Source organism: Gracilimonas sp. BCB1 (assembly GCF_040117685.2).
Lineage (GTDB): Bacteria > Bacteroidota > Rhodothermia > Balneolales > Balneolaceae > Gracilimonas.
Window position 1 is genome coordinate 299,609 of the sequence record NZ_JBEDYP020000013.1, and the last position, 22,377, is coordinate 321,985.

At 43.9% G+C, this 22,377-nt stretch carries 17 protein-coding genes; 14 read left to right on the forward strand and 3 right to left on the reverse strand.

The features are described 5' to 3' along the window. Nucleotides 1-38 precede the first annotated feature (38 nt). From hemN to ABFW99_RS10605, 3 genes are all read right to left on the reverse strand, one after another. Nucleotides 39-1,391, reverse strand: coding sequence for an oxygen-independent coproporphyrinogen III oxidase (hemN, locus tag ABFW99_RS10595; RefSeq protein WP_349353503.1), 1,353 nt, complete (start codon nucleotides 1,389-1,391; stop codon nucleotides 39-41). Between the two features lie 164 nt (nucleotides 1,392-1,555). Further along, nucleotides 1,556-2,125, reverse strand: coding sequence for a DUF420 domain-containing protein (locus tag ABFW99_RS10600; RefSeq protein WP_349353468.1), 570 nt, complete (start codon nucleotides 2,123-2,125; stop codon nucleotides 1,556-1,558). Between the two features lie 412 nt (nucleotides 2,126-2,537). Then, nucleotides 2,538-3,878, reverse strand: a complete 1,341-nt coding sequence (locus ABFW99_RS10605; protein WP_349353469.1) for a hypothetical protein — start codon at nucleotides 3,876-3,878, stop codon at nucleotides 2,538-2,540. Nucleotides 3,879-4,508: 630 nt separating this feature from the next. Between ABFW99_RS10605 and ABFW99_RS10610 the strand changes: the two genes are divergently transcribed. From ABFW99_RS10610 to ABFW99_RS10675, 14 genes are all read left to right on the forward strand, one after another. After that, complete coding sequence (locus ABFW99_RS10610) at nucleotides 4,509-5,153, forward strand: cytochrome c3 family protein (RefSeq protein ID WP_349353470.1); 645 nt, start codon at nucleotides 4,509-4,511, stop codon at nucleotides 5,151-5,153. Further along, the gene (locus tag ABFW99_RS10615) at nucleotides 5,153-8,236 is read left to right on the forward strand and encodes a TAT-variant-translocated molybdopterin oxidoreductase (RefSeq protein ID WP_349353471.1); all 3,084 of its coding nucleotides are present in this window, start codon (nucleotides 5,153-5,155) and stop codon (nucleotides 8,234-8,236) included. The genes ABFW99_RS10610 and ABFW99_RS10615 overlap by 1 nt, the downstream gene beginning before the upstream one ends. Before the next feature lie 27 nt (nucleotides 8,237-8,263). Then, complete coding sequence (gene nrfD, locus ABFW99_RS10620) at nucleotides 8,264-9,691, forward strand: NrfD/PsrC family molybdoenzyme membrane anchor subunit (protein ID WP_349353472.1); 1,428 nt, start codon at nucleotides 8,264-8,266, stop codon at nucleotides 9,689-9,691. Nucleotides 9,692-9,695: 4 nt separating this feature from the next. Beyond that, nucleotides 9,696-10,241 carry a DUF3341 domain-containing protein gene (locus ABFW99_RS10625; protein WP_349353473.1) on the forward strand — a complete coding sequence of 182 codons (546 nt, stop codon included), beginning with the start codon at nucleotides 9,696-9,698 and terminating at the stop codon, nucleotides 10,239-10,241. A gap of 28 nt (nucleotides 10,242-10,269) precedes the next feature. Then, nucleotides 10,270-11,274: a c-type cytochrome gene (locus ABFW99_RS10630; protein ID WP_349353474.1), complete on the forward strand. Its 1,005-nt coding sequence runs from the start codon at nucleotides 10,270-10,272 to the stop codon at nucleotides 11,272-11,274. Nucleotides 11,275-11,299: 25 nt separating this feature from the next. After that, nucleotides 11,300-12,511, forward strand: a complete 1,212-nt coding sequence (locus ABFW99_RS10635; RefSeq protein WP_349353475.1) for a hypothetical protein — start codon at nucleotides 11,300-11,302, stop codon at nucleotides 12,509-12,511. A gap of 12 nt (nucleotides 12,512-12,523) precedes the next feature. Then, nucleotides 12,524-13,054, forward strand: a complete 531-nt coding sequence (locus tag ABFW99_RS10640) for a transposase (RefSeq protein ID WP_349353476.1) — start codon at nucleotides 12,524-12,526, stop codon at nucleotides 13,052-13,054. A 10-nt stretch (nucleotides 13,055-13,064) separates the two neighbouring features. Further along, nucleotides 13,065-13,895, forward strand: a complete 831-nt coding sequence (locus ABFW99_RS10645; protein ID WP_349353477.1) for an SCO family protein — start codon at nucleotides 13,065-13,067, stop codon at nucleotides 13,893-13,895. Beyond that, nucleotides 13,895-14,839, forward strand: a complete 945-nt coding sequence (gene coxB / locus ABFW99_RS10650; RefSeq protein WP_349353478.1) for a cytochrome c oxidase subunit II — start codon at nucleotides 13,895-13,897, stop codon at nucleotides 14,837-14,839. Before ABFW99_RS10645 ends, coxB begins: the two co-directional genes overlap by 1 nt. Nucleotide 14,840: 1 nt before the next feature. Then, nucleotides 14,841-16,592 (forward strand): cytochrome c oxidase subunit I, encoded by a 1,752-nt coding sequence (ctaD, locus tag ABFW99_RS10655; protein WP_349353479.1) that lies wholly within the window; start codon nucleotides 14,841-14,843, stop codon nucleotides 16,590-16,592. A gap of 35 nt (nucleotides 16,593-16,627) precedes the next feature. Further along, entirely contained in the window at nucleotides 16,628-17,278 is a 651-nt protein-coding gene (locus ABFW99_RS10660) for a cytochrome c oxidase subunit 3 family protein (RefSeq protein WP_349353480.1), read from the forward strand. A 43-nt stretch (nucleotides 17,279-17,321) separates the two neighbouring features. Then, nucleotides 17,322-17,639, forward strand: coding sequence for a cytochrome C oxidase subunit IV family protein (locus ABFW99_RS10665; RefSeq protein ID WP_349353481.1), 318 nt, complete (start codon nucleotides 17,322-17,324; stop codon nucleotides 17,637-17,639). A gap of 214 nt (nucleotides 17,640-17,853) precedes the next feature. Continuing rightward, nucleotides 17,854-18,729: an MBL fold metallo-hydrolase gene (locus ABFW99_RS10670; protein WP_349353482.1), complete on the forward strand. Its 876-nt coding sequence runs from the start codon at nucleotides 17,854-17,856 to the stop codon at nucleotides 18,727-18,729. A gap of 60 nt (nucleotides 18,730-18,789) precedes the next feature. After that, on the forward strand, nucleotides 18,790-22,245 hold the full coding sequence (locus ABFW99_RS10675; RefSeq protein ID WP_349353483.1) for a DUF4175 family protein: 3,456 nt from the start codon (nucleotides 18,790-18,792) through the stop codon (nucleotides 22,243-22,245). Nucleotides 22,246-22,377: the final 132 nt, after the last annotated feature.

Genomic DNA, 22,377 nt, shown 5'->3' on the forward strand with positions numbered 1-22,377 from the left:
TTTCATTAAGGTTAAATGAAGATATGGATTACAATTCATCATACGGTTTTGGAAAACAGGTTTTCCCGGGGTTTGCTTTCCTGAAGTTTTCGATCGAAGGCCATGCAAATATTTCTCACAAAAGGGATCCCTTCCGGGGTAACCGTCACTTTGCGGCCGTTTATGTGAACCAGGTGGTCAGCTACCAGTTCCTCTAAGTCTTCTTTAATCATCCGGAACAAGTCTTCATCTCCTTCAAACTCAGTTTCAAACCTGCACATAATGTTCAGGATGTTCTCCCGAAGCAATAAGTCTTCGGTACTTAACAGGTGACCACGAAAAACGGGTAGGCTCCCTTCTTCCACCCGCTGCCGATAATCTTTCAGCTTCTTTTCGTTCTGTGCAAAACTGTACCAGCTGTCGCTAATGGCCGACATACCCAGCCCGATTAAAGCTTTTGTTGAACCGGAAGTATAGCCCATGAAATTTCGGTGTAGGTCTTTAGCTTTCATTGCCTCGGTAAGCGAATCAGAAGGTAACGCAAAATGATCCATACCGATTTCCTCATATCCGTTATCAAAAAACATGCGCTTACCCAGCTCATACAAGGCTCTTTTCTCATGATCTTTAGGCAGATCTTTTTCATTGAAACCACGCTGACCGTTGCCCTTCATCCACGGGACGTGAGCATAACTATAAAAAGCGATACGGTCGGGACGCAGCTCGTTCGTTTTGTTGATGGTATCTTCAATACTTTCCGGCGTTTGATGTGGCAGACCGAATACCAGATCGTGATTCACGGATGTGTATCCAATATCCCGCGACCAATCATGAACGCGCTTCACATTCTCGAAAGGCTGAATGCGGTTGATAGCAAATTGCACTTGCGGATCGTAATCCTGCACTCCGTAGGAAACCCGCCGAAAGCCCAAATCATACAAAGTATTCAAATGCTCTTTAGAGGTATTGTTGGGATGGCCTTCAAAACTGAACTGATAGTCCTCCGCGAGTTCCGACTGCTCCAGAATACCGTTTATCAGCCTTTCCAGGTTGGATGTGCTAAAGAAGGTGGGCGTTCCTCCTCCTAAATGAATTTCCCTGATTACCGGAGTCAGTGGCAGAAAGTCCAGATACAGCTGCCATTCCTTCAACAGTGTTTGGATGTACGGGTCTTCAACATCGTGACGTTTAGTTATCTGTTTGTGACAGCCACAAAAAGTACACAGACTTTCGCAGAACGGAAGGTGAATATACAAGCTGATTCCTTCTGCATAACTTTCTACAAAAGAGCTTATGAGCGTGGATTCCCAGTCTTCAGTGGTGAAATCCTGCTCGTTCCAAAATGGAACCGTCGGGTAGCTGGTGTAGCGCGGTCCCGGTACGTTGTACTTTCTTATTAATTCAGTATTCATCATGCCTCATAGATTTATGAAGCTATGATACCCCTTGTTTTTGAAGATTTGGTGAATTCCTGTTTATGAACATCGAACAATGAACAGTAAACACCGAACTTTGAACTTAAGCAGAAAGACACCTTAACCGTTAAAAGTTGGATGTTCCTTGTTGGGTGTTCTTTCTAACCCCATGTTTTTAGCATAAAGAAAACCAGAACACCGGTTACCGACACATATAACCAGATGGGGAAGGTCCACCGCGATACTTTTCTATGAGTTTTAAATTTTCCGCTGAGAGCAAAGTAGAAACTGGAAAGTACCAGCGGCACTACGAACACAGAAAGCACAATATGACTAATTAATATGAAGAAGTAGATTGGACGGATAAATCCTTCGCCCATAAACTTAGTATCTCCAACAAAGTGATGGTACACCACATAGCTCACAAGGAATAAGGAGGAGGTCACGAAAGCGGCCAGGTTAAAACGCATATGCTTCTGGAAATCCCTTCGTTTTATTTCCCGGAAAGCCAGCACCAAAAAGATGGTACTCAGGAAATTCAGCCCGGCATTTACAGCCGACAGGTTCTTAATCCATGGAACCGGAGCCTCGGCTCCTTCTTTGAAATAGATCAGCCAGAAAAGAAAAAGTACGGCAACAGCACTCAGGCCGGCAATCAATCCGATTGCTTTCTTCGCGCTGATTTGTTCTAATATTTTTGATGATTCAGGTAAGGAGAAATTTTCAGACATATCTTTCTTACTTCTATTTGTTTGCGAGCCAAAGTTAAGACATGCTAAACCAAAAGGTGAGTTTTTTTGGTTCCTTTTATTTTGCCACGAAAGCTCTAAAACACGAAAAGAATGGAACACGGATGACACGGATCAGGCGGATGGTAGCGGTTAATAATATCATTAGGGTTGAAACGCCCAGTGGATTCGAAAGTTAAAATTGCCTGCGACCGCGACCACAAGCTATAGCCCCGTCCTTTAGGGCGGGGCTAATCAATACCAAAATATAAACCTCCGCCCGGTGGGTGCCACGACTTGGTTGGTAGCCGGAGGTTGGGCTCATTGGACTTTATGAATGCAGTTTGAGGAGGAGCTTTCATGACGCATGTCGGAGTAGGGCACGATGACGAGGTTAAAGGTAGAGTTCGAGTACTTAACCACACCTCTTTTCGTATTCTACATCAGTGAGATAGGTTTCGCGGATATACATGAAGATCAATTCACCGTCTTCGGTAAAAATAGGGTTTTCTAATCGATAAGAAGAATTTCCAACAACCTGCTTAAACTCAGGGAGGTCATCAACTCTGATCGTATAACTAATGGATTTTGAGTTGAGGTCAAATACGAAAATTTTATCTTCATCGGCACGCGTCTGAACAGCTACCAAATTTTTATACGGCATACTGTAAATGATATCATCAAAGTAATTGGTGAGGTCAGTAACTTTTTCTTCTAAAAAACTGTAATGTTTCCTCCCCTTGTCAAAGGTCAATGACTGATCATCAACTGCTATATTACGAGGTCTGCCTCCACTATATAAAAATTTTAATGATCCATCTGAACCGTTAAACTGATAAGTATTAGGTCCTCTAGTTGAAAGTAAAATCTTTTCAGCAGACACAGCCATTAGTAATCCTGAAGCCGGTTCTTCCTCATTATGAACGGTAAACAGGGTATCTACCAGCAATCCCCTATTCACTTTCAGCAGATGATAAGAATGTTGAGCCGTTTTGACACCAAAGTAATAATCATATTCTTCACTGTATTTTATAGTATAGCCGATGTTTCCTGTCACCATTAAAATTTCACCCTCCGGTGTATAACGTTGATCGACTATGCGGTCTTTTCTATAAGTAATTGAGTCCACAAAAACAGACTCAAATCTTTGCAGCGTATCCGAACTACTCAAATTATGATCAAACTCAATAAGGAATTCTGTAGTAGTAGAAATCGAATCTCCTGTAAATGGGTTCTCAACTCTATGAAGTATGTAGTCATGATAAATAGAGGTATTTGAACTCAGTTGATAGTCAAAGTCACTACGATCAGGACTTGAATAGTATTCCAAAAATGTTGGATGATTTATTAGCAAAGGTTGTTGAAAAACTTTTTCATCTGAACCATAATTCATGAACCCTTTTTTTCCATGCCGAAAATAAGAAGTCATTCCATCGTAGGAGTAATATAAACGATTGAGTTCGAATTCATGAGGTATGTTAGTGCCTTCCCCAATAAATACATTTTTTCTTAGAACCTGGACATCCGATATACTTTCGCTGTATTTAATTTCCATGAGACGTAGTTCATTTTTATGCTCAGGAAATTCGAAAAGACACCCTAAATCGGCAAAGCAACTATTCAATACTAATGATGAAACTAAAAGGCTTAAAATGATTCTCGACTTTCTCATAATCGACTCCCGAAATTTTTTCAAATAAGAAACCGTACCACCCACAACTACCAAAACAGACCAAGTTTGTACTTGTCTAAACAAGCAGCCCAATAAAGAAATATTGAGACTGCTAAATTAACCCTGATATGCTTCTCTTTAGCAACCAATGGCTTCCCCTTGTATTTATTAATGTCTCTCGTAGGGCCTTATTTTTTTCGACCTATGCCTACGTAATATAACGAGGAAGTAAAGTGACTTTTGTTACACTTTTATTTTATGATCAGATTTTTTACGGTGTCAGGCTCTTGAATGGCACTTACTATTTTACTCCAAAATTTGATTCGTGATTTTCAGATCCAAAATGTGATCACTTTTCTAAAACAACTAATCCTCGCACCTATTTGACCAAATATTTTCTTTGATCTTGAAAGATTAATTACCTCCGATTGTCAACTTCTCCTGTATATGTTTGCAAGGCAAAGTTAAAACAAAGCTGATCGGAATCTTAGTTTTTTCCATTCCTTTTTCGGCATTTTTGCTAAATGTATACTATCTTTTCGCCCTCACATCTTCAGGGTGTGACCGGAGTCTTGGTAAATCTATTTAGAACTGTTTTAAATAGAAGGCGTTCCGTCCTTTTTATTCAATTTAGAATGAAAAAATTGATAGATTTGCCCGGCCTAAGAACGGGAGCAATCCTGCTCTATACGTAAACTTAAATCAGCAATCTTTATGGCGCAGATTTTCCCCAAGTGGACAAATCAGGTTCCCCGAAAAATTTTAATTGGATTAATCGTGGTACTGAACGCAATCATTTTTGGTGTTTGGTACTTTTTCTCTCCAGAATACACTGACGTTGGCTATGCTCCGGAACAACCCGTTCCCTACAGCCACAAATTACACGTGGACCAGCTGGGTCTCGACTGTCAGTACTGCCACACGAGCACTTTCGATTCCAAGCAGGCAAATATTCCTGCCACACAAACCTGTATGAATTGCCACAATCAAATTAAGACCGACAGCGATAAGCTGGCGCTGGTTCGTGAGAGCTGGGAAACCGGAAAAGCTATTGAATGGGTTCGTGTACACAACCTGCCTGATTATGCTTATTTCAATCACTCTGCCCATACCAATGTGGGAGTAGGTTGCGAAAGTTGCCACGGCAGAATTGATAAGATGGAAGTTGTATATCAGTCGGAGCCACTTAGCATGGGCTGGTGCCTGGATTGCCATCGTGAGCCGGAAAAGTATATACGTCCCGTTGATGAAGTTACAACCATGGGGTACCAGGTTGAAAACCAGTTAGAAATTGGCCGTGAACTGGTAGATAAAAAGAATGTTCATGCTCCAACTTATTGCCAGGGTTGCCATTACTAATGAATGATTTAGAATCTACAGATCGACAGATGAGTGAAGAAGTGAAAGAAACTACGTATTGGAAGAGTTTAAACGAACTAGCCAATAATAAGGAATACCAGAAATTCGCCGAGCGCGAGTTTCCTGAAAATGCCACCGAACTTTCGGATGGGGTATCACGTCGTGGATTTTTGCGTGTTATGGGAGCTTCTGTAGCTCTGGCCGGACTCGCAGCTTGTCGCCGACCGGTTCAAAAGATACTTCCTTATTCCAAGCAGCCCGAAGATGTAGTGCCGGGCGTACCTTTATATTATGCAACGGCAATGCCTGTTCAGGGCAACCTGGTTGGTTTGATTGCTGAAAACCATGAAGGACGACCTACCAAGCTGGAAGGTAACGACATGCACCCGGCCAGCCGCGGAGGAACCAGTATTTTTAATCAGGCAGCTATTCTTGGCCTGTATGATCCTGATCGATCACAATCACCTTTAAAGAATGGTGACAAAGCAAGCAAAGCTGACTTTGAAGCATTCGCTCAATCTCATTTTGCAAATACCGGTCAGCGAATTGCTTTTATTTCAGAAGCCAACTCCTCTCCTACTTATAACAATATTAAGGAGCAGGCCCTTTCGAAGTTCAACAACGCAACCTGGGTTACTTACGAGCCTTTTGGCGAAGACAATGTAGTTGAAGGTAACCGGATTGCTTTTGGCGGACGCCTGAGAACCCATTACAATTTTGAAAACGCGGATGTTGTTGTTTCTCTGAATGATGATTTCATGAGTTCAACCCACCCAAACAGTGTTGAATACGCCAAGCAGGTTTCTTCCCGACGAAAAGTGACGGATACAGACGGTGAAATGAACCGTATCTACTCAGTGGAAGATTCTTTCTCTCTGACCGGTTCTTATGCCGACCACCGCCTCAGACTGAAAGCCAGCCAAATGGAAGCATTTACCTATGCCCTGGCGGCTGCACTTTCAACCCGAATTAACGGATTAAGTGCATTCAGCGGTTATTCCAACGAATTTTCTGATCACAAATGGATTACTGTTCTGGCTGACGAACTGGCTGCTAATGCCGGACGCTCTGCTCTTTCAGCGGGAAGTCAGCACAAACCTGAAGTGCATGCTGCAGTTGCGGCTATTAACAATGCTTTAGGAAACACAGGCAGCACCGTTCACTATTTAGAAGTACCACACCTTGATGAGCAAAGCAGTACTGAAGCTTTTGCTGATGTGGTTTCTGAAATGAAAGCCGGCAACATCGACACCGTTGTTATGGTGGGTGTGAACCCGGTATTCAACGCCCCGGCTGACCTTGACTTTGAAAACGCACTCTCCAATGTTGAAACTGTCGTCAACCTATCTGATTACGTTGATGAAACTTCCCTGAAGTCAACCTGGCACGTAAACCGTGCACACTTCCTGGAAGCATGGGGAGACGGATACTCTTTTGGCGGAGCACGTTCAGTGATCCAGCCTCAAATTCGCCCTTTACATGAAGGGTTAAGCGAAATTGAATTTTTAAAAACCATCGTAACCGGCTCAATTGAATCCGGCTATGACCTTGTAAGAGATACCTTCCGGGGATATTACCGATCCGGTTTTGATAACCGATGGACCAATATCCTGCACGACGGAATTGATACAACCGGGAACTTTAACGATGTGAATGTTCGGTTAAGCTCTGGATTTTCTTCAGCAATGAACCGTGCTACATCCAATATTTCCTCAACTTCCGGAATGGAAGTGGTTATTCGTCCTGATGCTACTTTATATGACGGACGATATGCCAACCTTGGATGGCTTCAGGAGCTGCCTGACCCAATGACGAAAGTTACCTGGGATAACGTGGCGCTGATGAGTCCTGCTACTGCAGAGAAACTCGGAATTGAAGAAGCCGGGGCCGGACAAGATGATTACGATGTTGTAGAAATTACGGTAAATGGCAAGAGTATTAATATTGTAGCCTGGATTCAGCCCGGCCATGTTGATGATGCCATTACCCTTACTACCGGTTATGGACGGGAAGGAATTGGCCGTGTAGCCAGTTCTTATATCGATTATACCGCAGGTGGAGTGGATGTGTATCCACTGAGAGGTACAGATAATATGCTGTATGCCTCTGCCAGCGTTTCCAAAACCGGAGACACGTACGAAATTGCCTGTGTTCAGGATCACCATAGCCTTGAAGGACGAGATATGTATCGTCAGGCTTCTATTTCTGAATACCAAGAAAATCCCGACTTCGCTTCTTTTGCCACGGTTCATACCTATGAAGTGCCGGGCATGAAAGAAGCGGAAGAAATGGGCGAAGATGACGGACCTATTTCTCTCTTTGATGAGCAAACCTACCCCGACCATGAACCACAATGGGGAATGGCTATCGACCTGAATTCTTGTTTTGGTTGCGGAGTATGTGTGATTGCTTGTCAGTCGGAAAACAATATCCCTGTTATCGGGAAGAAAGAAGTGAAACGCGGCCGTGAGATGCACTGGATCCGCAATGATCGCTACTATGTAGGTGATGATGCTGATTCACCACAAGCGGTTCATCAGCCGGTTCCTTGTATGCACTGCGAGCTCGCACCATGTGAGCAGGTTTGCCCGGTTGCGGCTACCACCCACAGTGATGACGGCATGAACCAAATGACTTATAACCGCTGTATCGGTACCCGTTACTGCGCAAATAACTGTCCTTACAAAGTTCGTCGTTTCAACTTCTTCAACTATCCAAAAGAATACTTAACTACGGGCGACGATCCTGATATCATCCAAATGGCGATGAATCCGGAAGTAACCGTTCGGTTCCGTGGTGTGATGGAGAAATGTACGTATTGCGCTCAGCGCGTGAACCGTGCTAAAATCGAAGCCAAAAACGAAACCGGCTCTCCAAAACCGGCCGACGGCGCTGTTAAAACTGCTTGCCAGCAAGCATGCCCTGCCGATGCCATCTACTTCGGTGATTTAACCGACGATAACAGTGAAGTTGCGAAAATGAAGCGCAACGAACGAAACTTCCAGATGCTTGAGGAGCTTAACACGCGTCCAAGAACATCTTATATGGCTAAACTTACGAATCCAAACCCGGCTTTGGCTTAAGATATTAATCAGGAATACATCCAAAACATGAGTAAATACCAATACGTACCGGAACCCGCTCTTGTAAAAGGCGATCATGACTTTTCGAGCCTTACAAGATTAGTTACCGATATAAATTTACGCCCTACTCCAAAAGCATGGTACCTGTGCATGATTGCTGCGAACGGCCTGCTTTTTGTTATGGTTGCCGCCATTGGCTACCTGATCTGGGAAGGAACTGGAATTTGGGGACTTAACAATCCCGTTGGATGGGGTTGGGCCATCATTAACTTTGTATGGTGGGTTGGTATTGGCCACGCCGGTACTCTTATTTCAGCGATTTTATTCCTCTTCCGGCAGGACTGGCGTACCGCCATTAACCGTTTTGCGGAGGCTATGACCATATTTGCCGTAATGTGTGCCGGTGTATTCCCGGCTATCCACGTTGGGCGTATTTGGGTTATTTACTGGGTATTCCCGGTTCCAAACTCCATGGCAATGTGGCCAAACTTCAACTCTCCACTACTTTGGGACGTGTTTGCGGTATCTACCTATTTCACTGTTTCCCTTTTATTCTGGTATGTAGGACTGGTTCCTGACCTTGCAACTATCCGTGACCGTGCTACCGACAAAATCAGAAAAGTTGTATATGGAATTTTCTCTCTTGGTTGGACAGGCTCTAACCGCCACTGGTGGAATTATGAGAAGGCTTATATGATTCTGGCCGGTTTGGCTACTCCTCTGGTACTTTCGGTACACACCATTGTATCTTTTGACTTTGCCGTTTCCATGATTCCGGGATGGCACACTACTATTTTCCCTCCTTATTTCGTGGCCGGTGCTATTTTCTCCGGTTTTGCCATGGTGCTTACCCTAATGATTGTTGCCCGTAAGATCTACGGCATGAAGGAGATCATGACCGATGATCACATGGAAAAAATGAATATTGTGATTCTGGTAACCGGTTCCATGGTAGGCTTTGCTTACATGATGGAGTTCTTCATCGCCTGGTATAGTGGCGTAGAGTACGAGAAAGCTATTTTCATGCTTCGAGCAACCGGACCTTATGCATGGGCATACTGGGCAATGATGACATGTAACGTATTGTCTCCTCAGTTTTTCTGGTCCAAGAAATTACGCCGTAGCGTTGGCTTCACCTTCTTTATTTCTATAGTGGTGAACATCGGTATGTGGTTTGAACGATTTGTAATTACGGTAACTTCACTGGCAAACGATTACCTGCCATCAAGTTGGGATTATTATTCCCCGACCATCTGGGACGTGTTAACTTATGTTGGAACATTCGGTCTGTTTTTTACCATGTTCCTGCTGTTCCTGCGCTTCCTGCCAATGGTTGCACTTGCTGAGGTTAAAGCGGTAATCCCTCTGGCAGATCCTCACAATTACGACGAGGAAACCAAAGAATTTGAAGCTCCAAAAGTAGAAGTACCGAAACCTCAAGCTGAGAAGGTTTAAGATTATGAGTACAACAGAAAAGAATGATTTATACGGCGTTATAGCCGAGTTCAGAAATCCCAAAGAACTGATTGACGTTGCAAAAACAATGTCAAAATCAGGTTTCAGCAAGTTTGATACTTTTAGTCCTTTCCCAATTCATGGAATGGATAAAGCTATGAACCTGAAAAAGTCGAAGCTCGGATGGATTGTAATCGGCCATGCCTGCATTGGTTTCTTTGGAGCCCTCGCCATGATGTACTATATGGCTGTAGTCGATTACCCGATGAATATCAGTGGTAAGCCGTTTTTTAACGCCCCTGCCTGGGTCCCCATCACTTTTGAATTGACAGTGCTTCTGTCTTCTTTCGGAGCTGTTTTCGGGATGTTTTTCCTGAACGGGCTTCCGAAATTGAATAATCCTCTCTTCAACGTTGAGCGATTCAAGAAAGCTACCGACGATGGTTTCTTTGCCTGTATTGAAGCTGAAGACGATCTGTTTGACGCCGAAAAGGTTAAGAATCTATTTGAAGAAGCCGGTGCTACTCACATTGAGGAAGTTTATGAATAAAACGAATACTCAAATATCATTTCCAGCAATGGACATTAAGAAAATGTTTAAGATTGCGGGCATCTTTACGCTCGGAGTCACTTTATCGGCCTGCCAGGGACAGCTTTCTGAAAAGCCTCCTGTTCACCCTAACATGAATATGGACCAGCAGCCGAGAGTAGAAGCACAAGAAGAGAATAACTTTTTTGCAGATGGACGCGCTATGCGTCAACCGGTAGAAGGAACTGTAGCCCGTGGTTTAGCGAAAACTGATCTCGCTTATTATGAAGGGGTTGATGAGAACGGCGATTTTATAGATTATATCCCGGTTGACCTCACCAAATCCTTCCTTTACAGAGGTAAAGAACGCTACGAAATTTATTGTACACCCTGCCACGGACAAACCGGTGCAGGTGATGGTATCATTATGGAAGGGAATTACGGTTATGTACCGGCTCCTTCCTATCACGACCAAAGGGTAAGAGACTTATCAGACGGTGAGTTGTATTCCGCGATTTATAACGGCGTACGAACCATGCCTTCCTATTCCACACAGGTTCCTGTTGAAGACCGATGGGCGATTGTGGCCTACATCCGGGCTTTACAGGAAAGCCAGAACATCAACGAGCAGGACATTCAGGAATATCCGGTTGATGTTGACGCTATGAAGACAGCGTTTACTGCTGAGCAAGCAAAAAAAGATTCAATTGCCGCTGCACGAGCTCCTGAAGATGCGCCGCAGCCGACTGTAGACCTGGGTAAAGAAGTAATTACAGCCAATGGATGTGCTGCCTGTCATAATGAAGACGGCACGCCCGGTGGTATCGGGCCAACATGGGCCGGGCTTTTTGGTAGTGAAGGAGAGGTAATAACAGCAGATGGCGAAACCATCACCATTACTAAAGATGAAGACTACATTCGTGAGTCTATTGTTGCTCCTGAAGCTGCTAAACCTGTTGATTACGCTCAGGGTGTAATGGCTTCTTACAGCTACCTCGCCGATCATGAAATTGAGTCGATCGTACTGTACATCAAAAATCTATCTGAAAACTAAGAACTTTGCTTAATACACTTACACAATGAGTCATAAGCCTACAATAACAGATTCTTTACAATTTCCAGCCGACAGCAAAGTTCCTCGTGCCCTATTCGGTGTTGGCGCCGTTGGCCTGATTGCCAGTCTTGTTGGCTACTTTTTAGATGCCGACCAATTCTTCTTTTCGTACCTGGTTAGCTTTGTCTTTTTTACCGGAATAGCACTTGCAGCCATTATTATGGTGATGCTTCATCACATAACCCGCTCAAGCTGGGGCGTTGTTTTCCGACGTATTTCAGAGTCTTTTTCTGCTAACTTCTGGATATGGGCCATCTTTGTGATTCCTGTAATTCTTGGAATACATAACCTCTATCACTGGAGTCATGGTGAGTTATTCGACCCAAGCTCTCCCTATTATGACAAGATTATTAAAGGGAAATCAGCTTACCTGAATACTCCTTTCTTTATTGCACGGCAGTTTATCTACTTTGCCATCTGGGGATATCTCGGATATAAGCTGCACAAAGTGTCTGTTCAGATGGACAAAACCAAAGACTGGGGTCTAAGCAGCCTGCTTCGTAAAGTAAGTGCTCCGGGTATTCCATTGTTTGCACTGTCTGTTGCATTTGCAAGTTTCGACTGGTTGATGTCTCTTGACCCGCACTGGTTTTCAACTATGTTCGGAGTGTACTTTTTTGCCATTAGTTTCCAGGCGTTCTGGCCTGTTATGATCCTGCTTGTGTTCTTTATGCAGAGCAAAGGGATTTTGAAAAACACCATTCGTCAGGTACATATTTATGACCTGGGTGCCTGGTTCTTCGCCTTCACCGTTTTCTATGCTTACATCGCATTCAGTCAGTTTTTACTTATTTATTATGCAAACCTTCCTGAAGAAACTCTGTGGTACTTCCACCGATTGGAAGGCAGCTGGAAATACATTGCATATAGTTTGTTGATCTTCCGTTTTGCCCTGCCATTCCTGGTATTGCTTAACCGTGAAGCCAAGAAGAACCGAATGGTTTTAGGCGTTGTATCAGCGATCGTACTCATTATTCACTTTGCAGAAATCTACTGGATTGCCATGCCGGTGTTGTTTGATCACGGTATTAACTTCAGCTGGATGGATATCACTACTTTCCTTGGATTGGGAGGTATTTTCTTTGGACTTTTCTTTAACACATTCAAGAAACACGACATGGTGCCTAAGAATGATCCAAAACTGGAAGACTGCCTGTCCAAATCGTATCACCAATAATCGAATTTACCGATGTCAGAAAAGTTTAGCTCAGAATTTAAAGCAAAAGTAGCACTCGAAGCTGTAGCTCAGGGACGTTCTGTGATTGAGAAAATTGCTCAAAAGCATGACGTTTCAGAAGATGATGTAGTTGAATGGGCCGCTCAGCTTCAGGATGAAGCTTCCCGGATTTTTACCACTGAAACAGCTCACGCTGATGTGGCCGAGGTTGAGGAAGTTGATATCACCACTGAAAACGAAGAGTTTGCAGGTGCCGTAGAACACGGCGTAATGAGTGACAACCTCAACTACAGCAAATTGATATTCTGGTCTACCCTGGGAACATCACTCGTTATTATTTTTGTTATCGGTTTAGTTTATTTTTCTCAATACAGCCTTTTTGAAGCTCAAAAACAGGTATCAGCCCAGAGCGGTTATTCAGAAATACAAGAGCTAAAAGCTGAACAAGATCAAGAGCTGAATAGCTTTGGCGTGGTTGACCTTGAAGAAGGTATTTACAGAATTCCTATTGACAGCGCTATTAGTAGAATAGCCACAGACTGACACCAACATCATGAGACGTTTTACACTGTTAGCAATTAGCATGCTCGCAGTGTTTCTGACTTCACAATCTGCCCATGCGCAGGTAAATCGTGAAACACCGGATGCGCTGCAAGATCTCGGTATTGATGAGCATTTGGGAGACTTTATCCCTCTTGATGCCAGGTTTGCCACCTCCGAAGGAGATAGTGTAGAGCTTGGTGATTTACTGGAAGAAGGAAAACCTGTTTTATTGAACCCCTTATATTATGAATGCCCGATGCTATGCGGGCTTGTGATAGACGGGGTCATTACTGTTGTAGATGAGCTGGCCTGGAAACCCGGCAAAGAATTTATTGTAATCTCAATCAGCATTGATCCTGAAGAAGATGCTGAACTGGCAGCTAAGTCGAAGGAAAATTACCTGGCCGGCATGGACTCCACCACCAAAGCAGGGTGGCACTTCCTCACCGGTAAAAAAGATCAGATTGACAAGGTAATTGAAGCCGTTGGATTTGAGTACAAAGAAATTGAAAAAACCGGAGAGTTTGCCCATAGTGCGGCAATCATGCTCCTGAGTCCGGAAGGCAAGATAACCCGTTATTTATACGGTATCTCCTACGACTCATTCAATGTTCGCAGTGCCTTGTATGAATCTGCGGACGGAAAGATTGGTAACACCGTCGATAAACTTGTGATGTACTGTTATCAATACGATCCGGACTCCGGCAGTTATGCGCCGGTAGCAATTAATATTATGAAGCTTGGCGGCTTGGCTACACTGATAATTCTCGGTATATTCCTCGGCGTGCTTTGGCTTCGCGAAAAACGCAAAAAACCAACCTCAAAAACTGAATTTAACTAATGGGCAGTTTATTCGATTTTATGCTCCCGGAGCTTAAATCTCCAATGACGGGAGCAAGTACCGATGCGCTGATGGCATTCATCCACATCGTCAGTTTTATCCTTCTTGCCGGTGTTACCATTGCAATGATCTATTTTGCAATCAAGTACAAGCGCAAATCTGAAAATGATAAAACGCCGCTTATCACTCACAACAACACGCTTGAAATTACCTGGTCGGTAATCCCTCTTTTATTAGTATTTGTTGTTTTTGGATGGGGATACAAAGGATGGCTGAATCTCAAAACCGTACCCGATAACGCATACGAAATTCAGGTTTCAGCCTACAAATGGGGCTGGACCTTCAAATATGAAACCGGAGCACAGGTTGGTAATGAAGTTCATGTACCTGCAGGTCGGCCTGTTAAGTTGGTAATGCAGTCTCAGGATGTACTTCACTCCTTCTTTGTTCCCGACTACCGAATTAAGCAAGACGTACTGCCCAACCGATACACTTATGTTTGGTTCCAGGCTGAAGAACCCGGTGAATCACAGGTTTTCTGTACTGAATATTGCGGTACCTCACACTCTGATATGTTGGCCAAAGTTATAGTGCACACCGAAGAAGACTTTGAAGCCTGGCTGGATGAGCAGGGAACCGGTGGCGGCGGAACTCCCGTGGAACGCGGTGAACAACTTGCTACTTTACAAGGTTGTGTAAGCTGTCACTCTATGGATGGCTCCGATGGTATCGGGCCAACCTGGCAAGGCCTCTGGGAACAAGAACGTAATTTTGATGACGGGACTTCTGCAGTAGCCGATGCAAACTATATAAGAGAATCTATTCTGAATCCCGGCGACAAAATTGTTGAAGGATATCAAAACCAAATGGTTAGCTATGAGGGTCGACTAAGTGACGACGACATCTCCGACATTATTGAATACATTAAAACGTTAGAAGAATAACATGGCAACAGCTGAAGTAACACCTTCCTCTTCAGGGAACGTACGAACATTAAAAGTTAAGCGGTTTAAGCCGTCCGAAGACCCGAAAAATACCTATCTGACCGACGAAAAAGGTCTGTGGGCCTGGATGACGACAGTAGATCACAAGAAAATCGGACTTATGTATTTGGGTTCGGTTGCCTTATTCTTTCTGTTGGGTGGAGTGCTTGCTCTTTTATTAAGAACCGAGCTACTGACTCCTGCAAAAACGTTCATCGAAGCCGACACTTACAACCAGTTCTTTACCTTGCACGGTGCCATTATGGTATTCTTTGTGCTGGTTCCTTCGATACCGGCCGCATTGGGTAACTTTGTGCTTCCCATGCAACTTGGAGCAAAGGATGTAGCCTTCCCGAGGCTGAACCTGGCCAGTTTCTACATTTATGTAGTTGGGGCAATATTTACTTTCATCGCTCTTGCAAACAATGGCTTGGACACCGGGTGGACATTTTACACCCCATACAGTTCCGAATCCACATCCAGTGTAATTTGGGTAACGCTTGGAGTCTTTATACTTGGTTTCTCCTCTATTTTAACCGGTACGAACTTTATTTCCACCATCCACAAAATGAGAGCTCCCGGAATAACCTGGGGCAAGCTTCCGCTGAACATCTGGGCGCTGTATGCAACCAGTATTATCCAGGTATTGGCAACTCCGGTACTGGCTATTACTGTGCTTCTACTCACTATGGAGCGTACTTTGGGGATTGGGATTTTTGACCCGGCTCTTGGTGGTGACCCTGTGTTGTTCCAGCACTTCTTCTGGTTCTACTCTCACCCTGCCGTATATATCATGATTGTACCGGGTTTTGGAATCATCTCTGAAGTAATTACCACATTCTCCAAAAAACACATCTTCGGATACTGGGCTATTGCACTTTCTTCTCTGGCCATTGCATTCATCGGATTCCTCGTTTGGGGACACCACATGTTTACTTCCGGTCAGTCTGCTGTTGCGACTACGGTGTTCTCATTCCTGACCTTCCTTGTAGGTATCCCAACAGGTATTAAGATTTTGAACTGGGTGGCTACCCTGTACAAAGGGTCTATTGAGATGAAAACCCCGATGCTCTATGTATTCATCTTCTTGTTCTTATTCTCCATTGGCGGTTTTACAGGAATTATGCTGGGTTCTCTCTCTGCCGATATTCACCTGCACGATACATACTACGTGGTTGCTCACTTTCACTATGTGATGATGGGTGGAACTCTTATTGCTCTGCTGGCCGGACTCCATTACTGGTGGCCAAAGATGACCGGCAAGATGTACAACGAATTTCAGGCAAAAATCGGGGCCGTGCTTATATTTATCGGCTTTAATGTAACCTTCCTCCCACAGTTTATTATGGGATCACAAGGAATGCCACGACGGTATTACAACTACATCGATCAGTTTACCATTTTCCATCAAACCTCGACCATTGGATCATACATCCTTGGTGTTGGATTCCTGCTTATCGCGTATTACCTGATGAAGTCATTATTTACAGGTGAGAAAGCCGGATCTAACCCATGGGGTAGTCGTGGATTGGAATGGCAGGCAACATCACCGCCGGACTTTCACAACTTCGATCATACACCGGTTATTATTAACGGACCGTATGATTATCACAAGCCGATGGAAGAATTCCAGCTTGGACTTGCGGACTCACACAATGGACACGACCCAAGTCACGATTCAATTGCTGCTAAACAGACAGCAGAATCCAACTAAAAATTTAAATTCAAACAACACAACTCGGGAAGTAAATGGCGAATCATTCGACTTCACACCCCTCACATGTGCAGCATCACTTTGTTGACTCCGATCAGCAATTTGATACCGCAAAAATGGGTATGTGGGTGTTCTTGGTAAACGAAATCCTATTCTTTGGCGGATTATTCTGTGCTTATATCATCTATAGAGCATGGTATCCTGAACTCTTCACGGAAGCAGCTCTTGAACTAAACACCTTTTGGGGTGCCGTTAACACGGTAGTGCTGATCGGTAGTAGTTTGACGGTAGCCATGGCCATACGTTCGGTACAAAAAGATCAGATCAAAGGACTCAAGATAAACCTGTTGATTACCATTGCTCTGGCCGTTGTCTTCATGGTGATTAAAGGCTTTGAGTACTCACACAAATTCCACCTTGGTATCTTCCCGGGCGAATTCTATACCTATGAAGGATTGGAACATGCACAGGCGGCTATTTTCTTCAGCATCTACTATATGCTGACCGGTGTTCACGCCCTTCACGTGTTAATCGGAATTGGTCTTATTTACTGGATTTACCTTCGTGCCAAGAAAGGCGAATTCAGCAGTGAGTATTATACCCCCGTTGAGATCACCGGCTTGTATTGGCACTTGGTTGACCTCATCTGGATATTCCTGTTTCCACTTCTCTACCTCATTGAATGACAGAGATTGATATCATCACCAAAGAATATAGAATATAGATATTATGAGCGAACATAATCACGAACATCACGTTTCTTCTGCAGGCCAGCTTTGGGCCGTCGGAACCGCACTATTAATATTGACCATCATCACCGTGGTATTGGCCAAATTTGTCGCCATCCCGCCTCCTTTTGATGTTGTTACAGCAATGGCTGTTGCACTGGTGAAGGCATTTTTAGTAGCTGCATTTTTCATGAACCTGTACTGGGATGTTAAATTCAATGCCATGCTGCTTATCATGGCCGTCTCCTTTTTCATTCTGATGGTTGCCATCACCTTGTTGGACACCATGTACAGAAATGATGTAGTTCCTTCGTTTTAGATAAAGGAACTTGTTAAATAATTTCGAAGCCTCGCACTATTTAGTGCGAGGCTTTTTTTTTTGTTTAATCACATCGATTTATAACGTATGGGCACAAAATCTTGTGTCCCTGCGTTATTCCAATAATTCATTTTTTAACCTTGTAAATAAAGGTAGCCCATTCTGAATACTCTTCGCTGATTGTTATATTCGGATTCAACCAAAAACATTGTACATGAGCTTATCAAAAACCACTTTTGGATCCTTTGAACTGTATACCATCGAAACGGGAGATTTCCGCTTAGACGGCGGCGCTATGTTTGGGGTAGTTCCCAAGACATTATGGTCGCGGGGATTGCCGGCAGATGAAAAGAACCGCATCCCAATGACGATGCGCTGTCTCTTGATCAAATCCAAAAACACGGGTAAGCTTTACCTTATTGACAACGGTGCCGGGACCAAGTTCAACGAAAAAATGGAGAATATTTACCAGCTTGATTACAGCGACAAGAACCTGGAGAATTCATTTAGGCATCATGGTTTTTCCTTTGACGATGTAACCGACATCATTTTTACGCACCTTCATTTTGATCACTGCGGAGGAAGTAGTTTTTATAATGAAGACGAGGAACTGGAATTAACTTTCCCCAATGCAAACTACCATATAGTGAAAAAGCACTGGGAGAATGCAACGAACCCCAATGCACGTGAGAAAGCCAGTTTTCTTCCTGAAAACATTGAACCGCTTAAGGAATCCGGAAAGCTGAATTTAGTGGAGGAGAATCACGAGTATGAACCCGGACTTTCAGCGATCAATGTGGACGGACATACCATAGGACAACAGTTACCCAAAATTGAAAACGGAGAGGATTCCATTGTTTTTGTAGCCGACCTGTTGCCTACCCATGTTCATCTTCCCCTTCCCTGGGTGATGGGATATGACATGTATCCGGTTCAAACGCTGAGTGAAAAAGATGCGTTTTTGAAAAAAGCAGCGGAGCATAATTGGATGCTGTATTTAGAGCATGATGCCCATCAGGAAATCATCCGAGTTCAGCAGAAAGACGGACGGTTTTCGGTAGCTGATAATCTGACCCTGAATGACCTCTGACTGCAATAAATAGCACCGAAGGAAGTTTTTATCACACACTTCTCTTTCTTATAGTAGCACATGGCAAAAACCAACAAGAAAACATCCGGTCAAAAAGTTGAAGCACTCCTCAGGGAGGCTTATCAAGCTGCTCAGTCTAAACAAAAGCTGAGTTTGTTGTTGCGATCCGCTTTGATTTTACTTGCCGGTTGCACCGCTTTTATTATTACTGAACATGTACTTTACCTTTCTGCTGCTACCAAATCCGTAATTTTGGGTGTGCTGCTTACTGCCGCAGCTTTTTCTTTTTGGAAAAGTTTTAGCAGTTCAAGCCCAACAAGCTTCAGAGAATTTTACCGCACGTTTAGTCGGAAAAGCAACTTTCCGGAGCTTAAGGATACTCTTGATTTAGAAAAATCATCTTCAGGAAATCCTGCTTTGGTGGATGCCGCTATCCTTCAAAACCTGGGTAAAATTGAAACTCAGCGACTTCAGGATACTTTGACCGCTTATACAAAGAACTCTGACAGTTATAAAAGTTATTCGCGTTTACTCACACTTTCTATCGCCACAGTGTTAGTGCTTGGAATCACCGCTTTTAATTTCAATTCAGCTGCTCAGCGAACTCTTGCGTTCTGGGAATCCTATTCCAAACCTAATCCTTTTTTATATACTGTGAATCCGGGTGATGTGACCGTAGAACAGGGAAGTCCCTTTCAGGTAGAGATACAATTCACCGGCGACCTAATCCCCAGAGAGGTAAGTCTGCGCATTAAAACATCGGTTGAAGAGGAATTCAGAACCCGGGCCATGGAAACTTCCGGCACGTATTTCCGGTCAATTCCTCAGGATCTTAATAACGACATGCAGTACTACGTGGAAATGGATGGCTACCGAAGTGAACTGTTTACCGCTGATGTTCAGTTACGTCCGCGGTTTAGTGAATTACAGGCAACCGTCATCCCGCCGGAATACACCAAACTTGATTCATCCATCATCTCCTACCCCATTTCACAGCTCAGAGCATATGAAGGTTCAACCGTAAAATTATCCGGAGAGCTAAATAAAATGGCCTCTTTCCTTCAGATGTACACCTCTGCTGAACTTTTGGATTTATTTGTGGAAACAGACAGTACGTTCAGTTATGAAATTGAGGTAACCCAACCCGATACCCTCCGGTTTTATATTGAAGATGAAAGTGGCCTGACGAATCAAAATCCATTTCAGATTATAGTAGCGCCACAGGCAGATGAATACCCTCTTGTAGAGTTGCTGGAACCGGAAGAATCCATTCAGGAAGTAAATCCCACTAACCTTGAGCTTCTGTACAGGGCAACCGACGATTTTGGTTTGACTTCTGCACGGCTCAATTATGAACTCAGGCAGGCTTATGTAGAAGAACCTGTCACCGGCTCCCTCCCTCTGAATAAGCCGCAGGAAGGTGTTATTCAGCCCTATATATGGGATCTTCAACCTTTTGAGCTGAAACCCCAAGATGAACTTACTTTCTGGATCTCTGCCAGCGACAATGACAGCTATAATGGTTTTAAAGCATCCGATTCCCGAAAACTCACCCTCACAGTTCCCTCTCTGGTAGACTATTTTGAAGACGTAGATAAAAAAGAAGACGATGTGGAATCCGAGCTGGAAGATATATCGAAGTCGTTTCAAGAAACGCAGCGACAGTACCAGGAATTCAAAGAAAGGATGAAGGATAATCCTGAAAATCCCGGATATGAAGAGAAGCGGGAACTGGAACAGGTTCAAAAACAACAGGAAGAAGTTCAGAAGAAAATTGATGAGCTGAATAAAAAGTTTGAAGAGCTCAAAGATGAAATGAGCAGGGACAATATGCTTTCTGAAGAAACGCAGAGGGCCTATGATGAGCTTCAAAAACTGATGGAGGAAATTGATGACCCTGCCTTCCGGGAAGCCATGGAGAAATTGCAGGAACAACTGGGGCAAATGAACCCGGAGCAGCTTCGACAAGCCATGGAGAATCTCGAGTTTAACGAGGAACTGTATCGGGAGCGACTGGAACGGACCGTCGAACTTTTCAAGCAACTGAAACTGAACTCTGATCTCGATAAGCTGGCGAAGTCTTTCGAAGACATGGCCCGCAAAGAAGAAGAACGTACTCAGAATGATGAAAATAATGCACCTGAAGCAGCTCAAAACCAGGAGCAACAACTTGAGCAATCTCTAAAAGAAAATGAAAAGCTTAAGAATCAGGTAGATTCCCTATCCAATAACACTTCAGAAAAAAACGAGAAAGCCATCAATGAATTCCAGGAAGAAACCCGACAGGACCTGGAACAATTGAGTGAAGACTTAAAGGAAGAGATTGAATCAGGAGAGCAAGGAGAGCAAGGAGAGCAAGGAGAGCAAGGAGAGCAAGGAGAGCAAGGAGAGCAAGGAGAGCAAGGAGAGCAAAATACCGAACAAAGCCAGCAGAACAATCAGAGTCAGTCACAGAATCAACAAAACAATCGGCAACAGAAATACGAGCAGCTGGCCAAGAATACCCGAAGTATGATGCAGAACATGGGTCAGCAGCAAATGAACATTAACATTGCCGGGTTGCAGTATGTGCTGTATTCGCTCCTGAATTTATCGTTGGAGCAGGAAGATTTAACCACTTTGGCTTCAGCAACCGAGAATCGAAGTCAGGCTTACGTTAACTATGCCCGGAACCAGCGAAATGTAGAAGAGATTTTCAAAGCCGTCTCAGATTCCTTGTTTCAACTTTCGGCCGACATCCCCCAGTTTTCCAACCAAATCAACAGGAAGAAACTGGAAGTTGAAAAACGTCTTCAACGATCCCTGGAACAGATGTCAGAGCGAAATCGAAGTCAGTCGTCGGTAGCATCCCGTCAGGCTTTGGGCGGTATCAACGACATTTCATTTATGATTGCAAACCTGCTGGAACAGCTTCAGAACTCCCAAAGCGGAGGAGGCGGAGGCGGGATGAGCATGCAACAAATGATGGAACAGCTGCAGCAATCCGGGCAAATGCAGCAGCAGTTGAACCAACAGCTGCAGGATATCATCAACGATATGCAGGGGGAGCGACTCAACCAAAACCAGATGGAGCGACTCAACCAAATCGCCAGGCAGCAAAACCGAATTCGCAAACAACTCCAGGAGCTGCAGCAGCAAGGCGAGATGGACGGAGATCGGATTGGCAGCGAGCTTGAACGCATGATTGAAGACATGGAAGATACCATCAACGACCTGCGAGGCGGTTCTGCTGACCCAACCATGGTAGAAAGACAACAGAATATTTTATCACGCATGTTACAGGCTGAGCAAGCTATGCAGGAACGAGGTGAAGAAGAAAAACGCGAAGGGAATTTAGCTCAGGAGTATGAGCAACCCAGCCCTCCTGAAATGACGCTTGAAGAGCTACAAAAAGAAATCAGAAATCGCCTTAACGACCCAAACTTCACTAAATACTCACCGGACTATCAGCGACTGATTGAAAACTACTTTGAGCTGTTGAAACGCCTTCAGGAACAGCAGGAAAGTATCAATTGATCCTCTCATTTATAATGACAGTCATTCCCCAGCGAAAGCCGGAATCTTTATGTTTTAATAAGATGAGGTGTTTTTCAATACCAATAAAGGAGATCAGCATTTTCCTTTTAACCTTGATTGATAGGATTATAG

Coding starts and splice junctions, on each gene's coding strand:
- ABFW99_RS10660 (WP_349353480.1), top strand. CDS start 16,628: ATGGCGAATCATTCGACTTCACACCCCTCACATGTGCAGCATCACTTT.
- ctaD (WP_349353479.1), top strand. CDS start 14,841: ATGGCAACAGCTGAAGTAACACCTTCCTCTTCAGGGAACGTACGAACA.
- ABFW99_RS10600 (WP_349353468.1), bottom strand. CDS start 2,125: ATGTCTGAAAATTTCTCCTTACCTGAATCATCAAAAATATTAGAACAA.
- ABFW99_RS10665 (WP_349353481.1), top strand. CDS start 17,322: ATGAGCGAACATAATCACGAACATCACGTTTCTTCTGCAGGCCAGCTT.
- ABFW99_RS10635 (WP_349353475.1), top strand. CDS start 11,300: ATGAGTCATAAGCCTACAATAACAGATTCTTTACAATTTCCAGCCGAC.
- ABFW99_RS10670 (WP_349353482.1), top strand. CDS start 17,854: ATGAGCTTATCAAAAACCACTTTTGGATCCTTTGAACTGTATACCATC.
- ABFW99_RS10675 (WP_349353483.1), top strand. CDS start 18,790: ATGGCAAAAACCAACAAGAAAACATCCGGTCAAAAAGTTGAAGCACTC.
- coxB (WP_349353478.1), top strand. CDS start 13,895: ATGGGCAGTTTATTCGATTTTATGCTCCCGGAGCTTAAATCTCCAATG.
- nrfD (WP_349353472.1), top strand. CDS start 8,264: ATGAGTAAATACCAATACGTACCGGAACCCGCTCTTGTAAAAGGCGAT.
- hemN (WP_349353503.1), bottom strand. CDS start 1,391: ATGAATACTGAATTAATAAGAAAGTACAACGTACCGGGACCGCGCTAC.
- ABFW99_RS10625 (WP_349353473.1), top strand. CDS start 9,696: ATGAGTACAACAGAAAAGAATGATTTATACGGCGTTATAGCCGAGTTC.
- ABFW99_RS10610 (WP_349353470.1), top strand. CDS start 4,509: ATGGCGCAGATTTTCCCCAAGTGGACAAATCAGGTTCCCCGAAAAATT.
- ABFW99_RS10645 (WP_349353477.1), top strand. CDS start 13,065: ATGAGACGTTTTACACTGTTAGCAATTAGCATGCTCGCAGTGTTTCTG.
- ABFW99_RS10630 (WP_349353474.1), top strand. CDS start 10,270: ATGGACATTAAGAAAATGTTTAAGATTGCGGGCATCTTTACGCTCGGA.
- ABFW99_RS10640 (WP_349353476.1), top strand. CDS start 12,524: ATGTCAGAAAAGTTTAGCTCAGAATTTAAAGCAAAAGTAGCACTCGAA.
- ABFW99_RS10615 (WP_349353471.1), top strand. CDS start 5,153: ATGAATGATTTAGAATCTACAGATCGACAGATGAGTGAAGAAGTGAAA.